The following is a 10,451-nucleotide window of genomic DNA, read 5'->3' as shown; positions in this document are numbered from 1 at the left end:
GTTGATCATCAATATGAAGTCGGCGCTGCCCATGTCTGCTCCTTGACCGAGGGCTATCATCGAGCGGCGAAAATCACGTTAACGCGTGGTATGGCGGAAGGAGCGCGGACCTTTGCGATTTTAAAAACCCGTCCGGTCGTCAGAGCATTTGGAACGCGACGTAGAGGTAAATGGCAATCCCTGGTTCCGCGATTGGCCGAGCCATCCCTCCGATCGTCATCCACGGGCGAAGCAAGGAGCGAAGCGACGCGCGCAGACCCGAGGATCCATTCCGTTGCTTTCGAGAGCCGCTCACGATGCAGAATTCTGCCCCGCTGCATTCTTCGGCGGCGGTCACGGAATGGATCCTCGGGTCTGCGCTCCGCTTCGCGTCGCTCCGCCCGTGGATGACGAAGGCGCGGGTGTCCACCCGTCTCACCCGACCGCGAGCGGCTCTGCGACGAATGTCGTTTCCGGCCTCTCGTAAGAGAGCCGCACGCTGTCGCGGCCGTTCTTCTTGGCCTTGTAGAGCGCCTCGTCGGCGCGCCGCATCAAGGGCATCAGCCCTTCCCCGCCAGAGCGGGCGGCGACGCCGAAGCTGGCGGTCACCCTGGCGCCGGGCGGCAGGCCGTCGATCGTGCCGGCCGAATAGAAGCTACGGATCGCCTCGGCGAACAGCCTTGCCGCCCCCAGATCGCTGAGCGGCAGAAGCACGGCGAATTCTTCGCCGCCGATGCGGCCGGCGGCTCCGCGCGCGCCGGTGGCGGAACGCAGCTTGGCGGCGAAGTCGGCGATCACCCGGTCGCCGGCCTCGTGCCCGTGCCGATCGTTCAGCGCCTTGAAATGATCGAGGTCGGCCAGCACCAGGGCGACGGGAAGGCCGGCCTTGCCGCACTGATCGAGCAGCTGGGTCGCCCGCTCCTCGAAGCCGCGGCGGTTGAGGATGCCGGAGAGCGGATCGGTATGGGTCTCCGCCTTCAGCGCCCGCACCACGTCGAGCGCCGCCGCGGTGAACAGGCAAAGCGCGATCAGCAGCGACAGCAGCGCGTGCAGCAGCAGCGCCGTCGTCCAGTAGGACGAGGCATAGAGCTCGTCATAGCTCTTGAACGGTCCATTCGCGATGATGATGGCCAGCGTCCGCACGAAGAAGTTCAGCCCGGAAAGCAACGCCAGCACGAACAGCATTTTTTCCGTCGGACCATTGCCGCGCACCACGCGCAGTTCGGCGGCGGCCAGAAGGCTGATGCCGCCAAGGGCGAAATTGACGACGAGGATGCGCCATGTCAGGTCCGGCTGAACGAATAGGAACCAGCTGAATGCGGCCATGCCGCTTCCCGCCAGCACGCCGATCCCGGCATAAGGCACGGGCCGGCCGTGGCGCGCGACGATGGCGCCGACCAGACAGGACCCGGCAAGGCAGAAGCACAGATTGGAGAGGAACTTGGACGGCGCCAGCCCGACCGGGAAGGTGAAGTGCTGGAACAGGAACCCGCCAGCGGCGAGAGCATAGCTTGCCGCCAGGACCGCTAGGTAGGGCCGATGGCGCTGATAGCACCACAGCACGAGGAACGCAGCGCCGAGCGCCAGCGCTATCGTCGGATTGAGCAGCGCTATGAGCAGACCGGTGTCCAAAGGACTGCGACTTTCCCCAACTTACCCAAGGGGAGATGTTAGGACTTAAGCCCAAACAAGCGGTTAAGCGCTCTCGATAAATACGCCGCGAAACCATGGGGAACCGGGCTTGCCGGAGCGGCGTTGTCCGGCCAGACTGGAGACGCCAGACAGGAGACGATTGCGATGGCCGACACGATCACTTTGACCGATCACGATGAAATCCGCTCCTGGGCGGCGGCGCGGGCCGGCTTTCCGGCCATTGTCGACGTATCGCCGGAGCCTGGCACGCAAGCCATGCTGCGCCTGGTTTTTGACCAGCAGGCCTATGAGGACGAGGACCGGCCGGAACGCCCGCCCAATGCCGGCGGCTACGAGTTGGTCGAATGGGACGAATGGTTCAAGATCTTCGACGAGCGCCAGCTGGCCCTAGTCGTCGCCGCCGACGAACCCGGCCGGCGCGAGGAGTTTCACGAGATCGTCCGCAGGTAGATCGCTGAAAGCAAAGGCCCGGACGTCCTGCCCGGGCCTTTGTTGGGGTCGTAGCCGGTGGTTACTTCCAATCGCGAATGTCGACGAAATGGCCGGCGATCGCGGCGGCGGCCGCCATGGCCGGCGACACCAGATGGGTGCGGCCCTTGAAGCCCTGTCGGCCCTCGAAGTTGCGGTTCGAGGTCGAGGCGCAGCGCTCATGCGGCTTCAGCCGGTCGTCGTTCATGGCCAGGCACATCGAGCAGCCCGGCTCGCGCCAGTCGAAGCCGGCGGCAACGAAGATCTTGTCGAGGCCTTCGGCCTCGGCCTGTTCCTTGACCAGGCCGGAGCCCGGCACGATCATGGCGTTTACGCGCGGATTGACCTTCTTGCCCTCGACCACCTTGGCTGCGGCGCGAAGGTCCTCGATGCGGCCATTGGTGCAGGAACCGATGAAGACGCGGTCGAGCGCGATGTCGGTGATCTTGGTCCCTGGCGTCAGGCCCATATATTCCAGTGCCCGATGCTTGGAGGAACGCTTGTTCTCGTCCGTGATGTCTTCGGGGTTCGGCACGATGCCCTGCACCGAGACGACGTCTTCCGGCGAGGAGCCCCAGGAGACGATCGGCGGCAGCTTCGCCGCGTCGAGCACGATCACCTTGTCGAAATGCGCGCCTTCATCCGACTTGAGCGTCTTCCAGTAGGCAAGCGCCGCATCCCACGCCGCGCCCTTGGGCGCGCGCGGCTTGTCCTTGACATAGGCGAAGGTCGTCTCGTCCGGCGCGATCAGGCCGGCGCGCGCGCCCGCCTCGATCGACATGTTGCAGATCGTCATGCGGCCTTCCATCGACAGCGAGCGGATCGCTTCGCCCGCATATTCGATGACATAGCCGGTGCCGCCGGCCGTGCCGATCTCGCCGATGATGGCGAGGATGATGTCCTTGGCGGTGACGCCTTCAGGCAGCTGGCCGTCGACGCGCACGAGCATATTCTTGGCCTTGCGCTGGATCAGCGTCTGGGTGGCGAGCACATGCTCGACCTCCGACGTACCGATGCCATGCGCGAGCGCGCCGAAGGCGCCATGCGTCGACGTGTGGCTGTCGCCGCACACGATGGTCATTCCGGGCAGGGTGAAGCCCTGCTCGGGCCCGATGATGTGGACGATGCCCTGGCGGACGTCGTTCTCGGAATAATATTCGATGCCGAAGTCCTTGGCGTTCTTGGCCAGCGCCTCGACCTGGATGCGGCTTTCCTCGTTCTTGATGCCGAACTTGCGCTCCGGCGAAGTCGACACGTTGTGGTCGACCACGGCCAGCGTCTTTTCCGGATGCCGGACCTTCCGGTTCGACATGCGCAGGCCTTCGAAGGCCTGCGGGCTGGTGACCTCATGCACGAGGTGGCGGTCGATATAGAGCAGGCAGGTGCCGTCGTCCTGGCGGTCGACGACATGGTCGTCGAAGATCTTGTCGTAGAGGGTGCGCGGTGCGCTCATGTGCGTAAATCCGTCGATATGAGAATGGGAAAAGCACGCCGGCAATCCGGCGCGACGACTGCGATCGGTCGGGTCAGTTAAGTCGGCTGGTCAGCGCGCCGCAAACGCGCGCGGAGAAACGCGACGGCAGGCGCTTCCTGTCCTGCAGCACGAAACCCTTGTAGGCCGGATCGCTGAAAAGCTTTTCCATGGCGGCGTAGATAGCAATGTTTTGGCTTTTCGGCAATTGCGGCGGAACCTGTTCCTCGCCCCACGAAGTGGGGAGAGGTGGCCCGGCGAAGCCGGGACGGAGAGGGGCGTGCGGCGGTGCCTGGAGTTTTTAAAGCCTCCTACCGCCTCGAAGCCCCTCGGTCTTGCGCCTTGTCTTGCAGCGGCTCTTGTGTCGCGGAGGTCGCCCCCCTCTCCGTCCCGGCTTCGCCGGGCCACCTCTCCCCCGCCTTCGCGGGGGCGAGGAACTGGCGCCAGCCTATTCACATCACCTCGAACACAAAGGTCTTCACCAGCGCTGCCGGATCACCGATCGCATAGCAGCGGAACCACGGGCTCTGCTCCACCGGGCGCCATTTCTGCGCCTCCGTCAGTTCGTCGAACACGCCCTGGAATCCGCCGCTCTCGAACACCTGGTCGCGCACGGTGAAGATGGCGTGGCCGCCGGCCTTCGTGATGCGCACCAGCTCGTGCAGGCCGGAAGCCGGCGCGTGGCCGATGGTGAAGACGCCGGTCGAGAAGAAGGCGCGGAAATGCCGATCCGGCCAGGGCAGCGGGCCGCCGAGCATCGCCTTCTTCAGCTCGCCATAGGCCGGCTTGCCACCGGCCTGGCGGCTGCCGGCGATCTTCAGCATGTCATCGGAGAGGTCGAGGCCGGCGATGTCGCCATAGCCCAGCGCCTTCAGCGACGGCCCCGACAGTCCCGTGCCGCAGCCGGCGTCGAGCAGCGGACCTTCGCCCGCCGGCACATGCCGCGCCACCCAGGCGGTGATCAGGAACGGCAGAAGGTAACCCAGCGAAGCGGTCTCGCTGTCATAGGTCGCGGCCCAGTCGGCATAGGCGTTGGCGAGCCCCTCGGGCGAGTCAGCCGAATAGACGGAATCCAGCGCCGCATTGGCCTTGTCGAAATTCATGGGGCGTCTCCTCCGCAATGATGAGCGGAGGGATCGTAGCGCGGACTTTTGCTGCCGGCTATTCCCCGTGTTGCCGACGCAGCCGCTGCTCCAATGCCCGCAGCGCCAATGACAGGCCGACGGTCAGGATGAGGTAGATATAGGCGACGATCGAATAGGTTTCGAAGAATCGGAACGAGCCGGCGGCATAGACCTTGCCGATCTGAGTGATGTCGGCCACGCCGAGCACGGAGACCAAGGAAGAATCCTTGACCATGGCGACGAAATCGTTGCCGAGCGGCGGCAGGATCATGCGGATCGCCTGCGGAAACACGATCAGCCTGAAACGTTGCGCGCGGCTGAGCCCGAGTGCCTTGGCGGCTTCGATCTGGCCTTTCTCGACCGACTGGATGCCGGCGCGGAACACCTCCGAGATGAAGGCCGAGTAGCCGATGGTCAACGCCATGATGGCGCGCCAGAGCAGCGAGATATCGCGCACCAGGAGTTCGCCCATCAGGCCGGCGCTCTGCAGCGGCGCGGTCAGCGCATTCCAGGCGGCGACGAAGGCCGGCGCGCCGGCGAAGGCGATCCAGAACAACAGCACCAGGATCGGCACGCCGCGGATGATCTCGACATAGAAGCGCGCGATCTGCCGCAGCCACTGCGATCCCGACAGCGCCATCAGCGCGATACCAAGTCCGAGCGCGGAGGCAAGCGCGAAGGCGACCGCGGTGACGAAGATGGTGATGCCGATGCCCTTGGCAACGGTGGCGAAGACCTCGGCATAGAGATCGCTGGACGCGATGGCGAGGGCAGCGGCCAGTGCGAGGACGGCCGCGGCGGCCAGCCACCAGGGGAATTCGGGTTTGGAGGATAAGGCTGCGGGCGGCATCAGAAGGCGCCGGAAAGGAAGTCTCGAGAGGATGGCGCCCAGTCCCCCCTCTCTGCCCTGCCGGCCATCTCCCCCTCAAGGGGGGAGATTAGCAGTTTGAGCCGCTCCGCAGACTCTGCGACGTCGATAGTTGGCGAAAGCCGGCGCGACGTCCAATCTCCCCCCTTGAGGGGGGTGAGGAGAGGTCCGCGTAGCGGACGAAAAGCCAATTGCTTGGCTTTTCGAACGACGAACGCCCGGAGCGACAGCGAAGGGCCGGGCCCGGCAGGGCAGAGAGGGGGGACTGGGCGCAATGTCAGCGCGATTTCCTGCAAACTCACCGCGCGCAGCAAAACGAGCTACTGCCCCATCTTGTAATCGAGGAACCACTTCTTGTTGAGCTTGTCGAACGTGCCGTCGGCCTTGAGCGAGGCGATGGCGGCGTTGACCGGCTTCACAAGGTCCGAGCCCTTGGGGAAGATGAAGCCGAAATCCTCGGTGCCGAGCGGGCCGCCGATCAGCTTCAGCTTGCCTTCGGAAGCATCGACATAGCCCTTGCCGGCAGTGCCGTCGGTCAAGACGACATCGACGTCGCCCGCCTTCAGCGCCTGCACGGTCGCGCCGAAGGTCTCGAACAGCTTGATGCGCGGGTTCTGCTCGTTGCCGTCGAGCACGCTGTAGACGGCGGTGTAGAAGGGCGTGGTGCCGGGCTGGGCGCCGATCAAACCGTCCTTGAAGGCGCCGAAGCTCTTGGCGTCGGTGAAGCGGCTTTCATCGCCGCGCACCAGCATGAACTGCTCCGAGCGCATATAGGGGTCGGAGAAGTCGACCTTCTCCTTGCGGTCGTCCTTGATCGTGATGCCGGTCATGCCGATGTTGCACTGGTTGTCCGAAACCGCCTGGATCATCGCGTCCCAGGAGGTGTTCTGGTACTCGACCTTGAAGTTCAGCCGCTTGGCGATCTCGTCCATCGCGTCATATTCCCAGCCGATCTGCTTGCCGGTCTTCTTGTCGATGAACTGCAGCGGCGGATAGGCGTTTTCCGTCACCACCACGACCTTCTTGCCGCCGAGGTCGGGCAGATTGTCGGCGAGCGCGGCGACAGGCGCGAGAAGGCAGGCCACCATGGCGGCCAGCAGCAATTTCGACTTGGTCATGACAAATCTCCGAAGGTGCGACCGCGCTGCAATTTCGCGGCCTGAGAAAATCCGGCGCCGACTTTAGCTTGCCGCAAGCGCCATGCAAGCCGGTCCGCTGCGACGTCGCGCGCTATACGCAAATCCAATGCTCTTCGGAAACGGTTTTGTGGACGGCCTTTGCGGCGATCAGTCCTGATCGGCGGTGGCCTCACGCAGCCCGGCGACCAGCCGTGTCAGCGTGCCGTGCAGAGCCTTCAGCTCGGCCCGCTCCAACGGCATGCCGCAGCTTAGCCCTTCCTGCACGTCCTTCATCTTGGCCCGCAGCGCCTCGCCCTTCGCGGTCGGCTGGACCAGCACCCGCCGTTCGTCGGCGGCATCGCGCCGGCGCGTCACCAGCCCGCCTGCCTCCATGCGCTTGATCAGCGGCGTCAGCGTCGCCGAATCAAGCCCCAGCGCCGCGCCGAGCTCGCCGATCGTGCTCGGCGAATGCTGCCACAGCGCCAGCATCGCCAGATATTGCGGATAGGTGAGGCCGAGCGGGTCGAGCAGCGGCCGGTAGAGCTTGGTCATCAGCCCGCTCGCCGAATAAAGCGCAAAGCAGAGCTGCTGGTCGAGGCGCGGCACATCGATCACCCCGCCGTCCTGCGCCGGGGCTGGCTTGGTGATGGTTTCGGTTTTCGTCGTCATGCAGCCTTTGCCGAGAGAGCCACGTCGATATTGCCCCGAATGGCGTTGGAATAGGGGCAGACCTTGTGCGCTTCCGATACAAGCGCCTCTGCGCCCGCCTGATCAAGCCCCTTGATCTCGGCAGCCAGCGCGACGCCGAGGCGGAAGCCGCCCTGGTCGTTCGGATAAAGGCTGACCGTGGATGTAATCGAAGCGTCCTCGAGCGGCAGCTTCTGCTGGCGGGCGATGAAGCGCACCGCGCTCTCGAAGCAGGCCGCATAGCCGACGGCGAAAAGCTGCTCCGGATTGGTGGCGCCGCCCTTGCCGCCGAGCTCCTTCGGCATCGCGAGGTCGACCTTGAGCAGGCCGTCGCTGGTTTCGCCGTGACCGTTGCGGCCGCCGCTGACGTGAGCCTGGGCGGTGTAGAGTGCAGACATTTTTGATCTCCGTTGATTTGTACACGATTATTTAGTGTACAAGATAGTTAGGTGTCAAGGGCCACGATGTGTGCCCGTCTTCGATGTTCGGATGAATCGGTGGCAGGCCCTCAGCTTCGTCATCCACGGGCGGAGCGACGCGAAACGGAGCGAAGACCCGAGGATCCATTCCGTTACCTCAGCCACGGAGTGCAGCGGGGCAGAATTCTGCACCGTTGCGGAGCCTCGATGTCACGGAATGGATCCTCGGGTCTGCGCCGCGTCGCTTCGCTCCTTGCTCCGCCCGTGGATGACGAAGCTCACGCTTTTCAGCCCACCACCAAGGCATATAGGAACTGATCGGGGAGCCGGTAGGTTTGGGCTTTCCGCCAAACGAAAAAGGCGGCCGAAGCCGCCTTTCCAGAACCTGTTTCGCAAAGCCTTATTCGGCTGAAGCAGCCTCGGCGGCGGCCTTCTTCTCGGCGGCTTCCTTGGCGGCCGTCTCGGCGGCCAGCGCCTGGGCGGCGGCGACCTTCTCGGCCTCGATGCGGGCGCGCTCGGCGTTCAGCGCATCACGCTCTTCGTCGTTCAGCTTGCGGGCGCGCACGCCGGTGTTTTCCGAAATGCGGGCCGACTTGCCGCGACGGTCGCGCAGGTAATAGAGCTTGGCGCGGCGCACCTTGCCGCGGCGCACGATCTCGACGCCCTCGACCATCGGCGAGTAGACCGGGAAAACGCGCTCGACGCCTTCGCCGTAGGAAATCTTGCGGACGGTGAAATTCTCCTGGAAGCCCGAGCCGGAGCGGGCGATGACGACGCCCTCATAGGCCTGGACGCGGGTGCGGCTGCCTTCGGTGACGCGCACCTGGACGCGCACGGTGTCGCCCGGCTGGAATTCGGGCAGCTTGCGCTTGGCTTCGATTTTGGCGGCCTGTTCGGCCTCGAGCTGACGGATGAGATCCATCTCAAATATCCACTTCTTGTTCTTCCGACAGTCAGAGCGTCCTCAACTCGCCTTGCAGTTCCAACGACCGCTCGGCTATGCCCTTTGTCGGAACATCGGGCAGGGACGGCTACACCGCCATTTGTTGACGGGTCCAGAAGATCGTTCTTCCGGTTCGGGCGGCGACATACAGCTATTTCGGCGCTTTGTCACGTCCAAATGCATGTCGCCCAGAAGTGTGCGCGGTTCTGGGACGACGATATGCATCAAAAAAGGACTTTGAGGCATATTTTTTGCGCTGCTGGCACCATCTTATTGCCTCGTCCCGGGTTGCGCGAGCACGCCAAGCTTTCTAAGCCGGGAATGTGTATTCCCGGACCTTCCCTCCATGACGTTCTCCGATGCCGTCCTGCTCTTCCTCGCGGGCTTTGCCTCCGGCGCCGCCAATGCGGTCGCCGGCGGCGGCACTTTCCTCACCTTCGGCGCCATGACGCTGGTGGGCCTGCCGCCGATCGTCGCCAACGCCACCTCATCGGTGACGCAGCTGCCGGGCTACATCACCTCGACGCTCGCCTATTGGACCGATATCCGCTACTTCTGGCGCGGCGCGCTGCTGCTTTGCCTGATCTCGGCGCTCGGCGCGCTGGCCGGCTCGCTGATCCTGCTCGCGCTCTCCAACCCGTCCTTCCGCGCCCTTGTGCCCTGGCTGCTCATCGCCGCGACCGCGCTGTTCGCCGCCGGGCCGTGGCTGAAGCCGGCGGCCGGCCCGGAGCATCAGGCCTCGGTCGGCTCGTTCGCCGGTTCGATCGCGCAATTCGCGACCGCGGTCTATGGCGGCTTCTTCGGCGCCGGCATGGGGGTGATGATGCTCGCCACGCTCGGCCTGACGCAAGCCGGCGACTACCACCGGCTCAACGCGCTGAAGAACATGCTGTCCATCGTGATCGCGGTTGTCGCCATCCTGGTCTTCGTTTCCGGGGGCGTCGTCGCCTGGCCGCAGGCGATCGTCATGATCCCGGGCGTGGCGCTCGGCGGCTATGCCGGCGTGTGGATCGCCAAGCGCGTGCCGCAAGGCCTGGTGCGCGGCTTCGTCGTAGGGGTCGGCCTGCTCCTGGCTTTCTATTACTTTACCAAAAGCTGAGAACTATGATCCCGAACCGCGGGACCGCGTAAGCGAAAAGTGGGTACCGGTTTCGGCGCAAGCCTTGGAGATCGGCTGGAAACGCCCGTTGCGATCGTCATCCACGGGCGGAGCAAGGAGCGAAGCGACGCGCGCAGACCCGAGGATCCATTCCGTGACGTCGAAGCGCTGCTCACGATGCAGAATTCTGCTCCGCCGCGTTCCACGGCTCAGGTCACGGAATGGATCCTCGGGTCTCCGCGACGCCGCTTCGCGGCTGCTCCGCCCGGGGATGACGAAGTTGGGAGGCTTCAGCCAATCTCCAGTGTTTGTGCTGACGCCACGGAAATGGTTCGCCGGTTCCGTGAAACGGTGAACCGCTTTAGCGGGGTGGATCGTCCGCCAGGAGGTCAGGCCGCCGCTCCCGCGTTAGCTTCACCGCCTCCGCGCGCCGCCATTCGGCGATCTTCCTGTGGTTGCCCGAAATCAGCACGTCCGGGATCGGCCGGCCCTCGAACTCCTGCGGCCGCGTATAGTGCGGATGCTCGAGCAGGCCGTTCTCGAAGCTCTCTTCCTCGCCCGAGACGGCATTGCCCATGACGCCGGGCAGCAGCCGCACCACGGCGTCGAGCAGCACCAGGGC

At 64.7% G+C, this 10,451-nt stretch carries 11 protein-coding genes and 1 pseudogene; 2 read left to right on the top strand and 10 right to left on the bottom strand.

The annotated features are described in order from the left end of the window. Window positions 1-414: 414 nt before the first annotated feature. Window positions 415-1,611 carry a GGDEF domain-containing protein gene (locus EOA24_RS15300; RefSeq protein WP_126080473.1) on the bottom strand — a complete coding sequence of 399 codons (1,197 nt, stop codon included), beginning with the start codon at window positions 1,609-1,611 and terminating at the stop codon, window positions 415-417. Window positions 1,612-1,776: 165 nt separating this feature from the next. Here EOA24_RS15300 and EOA24_RS15295 point away from each other — a divergent pair, with 165 nt between their 5' ends. Further along, window positions 1,777-2,082, top strand: a complete 306-nt coding sequence (locus EOA24_RS15295; RefSeq protein WP_126080472.1) for a hypothetical protein — start codon at window positions 1,777-1,779, stop codon at window positions 2,080-2,082. A 61-nt stretch (window positions 2,083-2,143) separates the two neighbouring features. On the opposite strand, the gene leuC is transcribed toward EOA24_RS15295, so the two are convergent. The 8 genes from leuC to rplS all read right to left on the bottom strand — a co-directional run bounded on the left by leuC (window position 2,144) and on the right by rplS (window position 8,709). After that, window positions 2,144-3,553, bottom strand: a complete 1,410-nt coding sequence (gene leuC, locus EOA24_RS15290; protein ID WP_126063674.1) for a 3-isopropylmalate dehydratase large subunit — start codon at window positions 3,551-3,553, stop codon at window positions 2,144-2,146. Between the two features lie 73 nt (window positions 3,554-3,626). Then, complete coding sequence (locus tag EOA24_RS15285; protein WP_189341599.1) at window positions 3,627-3,779, bottom strand: hypothetical protein; 153 nt, start codon at window positions 3,777-3,779, stop codon at window positions 3,627-3,629. A gap of 244 nt (window positions 3,780-4,023) precedes the next feature. After that, entirely contained in the window at window positions 4,024-4,674 is a 651-nt protein-coding gene (locus tag EOA24_RS15280) for a methyltransferase domain-containing protein (RefSeq protein ID WP_126080471.1), read from the bottom strand. Window positions 4,675-4,732: 58 nt separating this feature from the next. Beyond that, entirely contained in the window at window positions 4,733-5,545 is an 813-nt protein-coding gene (locus EOA24_RS15275; protein ID WP_126080470.1) for an amino acid ABC transporter permease, read from the bottom strand. 338 nt (window positions 5,546-5,883) lie between these two features. Continuing rightward, complete coding sequence (locus tag EOA24_RS15265) at window positions 5,884-6,681, bottom strand: transporter substrate-binding domain-containing protein (RefSeq protein WP_126080469.1); 798 nt, start codon at window positions 6,679-6,681, stop codon at window positions 5,884-5,886. 168 nt (window positions 6,682-6,849) lie between these two features. Beyond that, window positions 6,850-7,350, bottom strand: a complete 501-nt coding sequence (locus tag EOA24_RS15260) for a MarR family winged helix-turn-helix transcriptional regulator (protein ID WP_126080468.1) — start codon at window positions 7,348-7,350, stop codon at window positions 6,850-6,852. Continuing rightward, a complete protein-coding gene (locus EOA24_RS15255) occupies window positions 7,347-7,766 on the bottom strand; it encodes an organic hydroperoxide resistance protein (RefSeq protein ID WP_126080467.1) in 420 nt (139 codons plus the stop codon). Before EOA24_RS15255 ends, EOA24_RS15260 begins: the two co-directional genes overlap by 4 nt. Window positions 7,767-8,187: 421 nt before the next feature. Continuing rightward, complete coding sequence (gene rplS / locus EOA24_RS15250) at window positions 8,188-8,709, bottom strand: 50S ribosomal protein L19 (RefSeq protein ID WP_042645484.1); 522 nt, start codon at window positions 8,707-8,709, stop codon at window positions 8,188-8,190. 367 nt (window positions 8,710-9,076) lie between these two features. Between rplS and EOA24_RS15245 the strand changes: the two genes are divergently transcribed. Next, window positions 9,077-9,829, top strand: a complete 753-nt coding sequence (locus EOA24_RS15245) for a sulfite exporter TauE/SafE family protein (RefSeq protein WP_126080466.1) — start codon at window positions 9,077-9,079, stop codon at window positions 9,827-9,829. Window positions 9,830-10,190: 361 nt separating this feature from the next. Here EOA24_RS15245 and EOA24_RS15240 read toward each other — a convergent pair. After that, window positions 10,191-10,451: pseudogene (locus tag EOA24_RS15240) on the bottom strand (tRNA (guanosine(37)-N1)-methyltransferase TrmD); the annotation flags it as partial.

The sequence above is a fragment of the Mesorhizobium sp. M2A.F.Ca.ET.039.01.1.1 genome, from assembly GCF_003998035.1.
Lineage (GTDB): Bacteria > Pseudomonadota > Alphaproteobacteria > Rhizobiales > Rhizobiaceae > Mesorhizobium.
The sequence above is the reverse complement of the archived record's forward strand: the minus strand, read 5'-3'. Positions and strand labels throughout refer to the sequence as shown.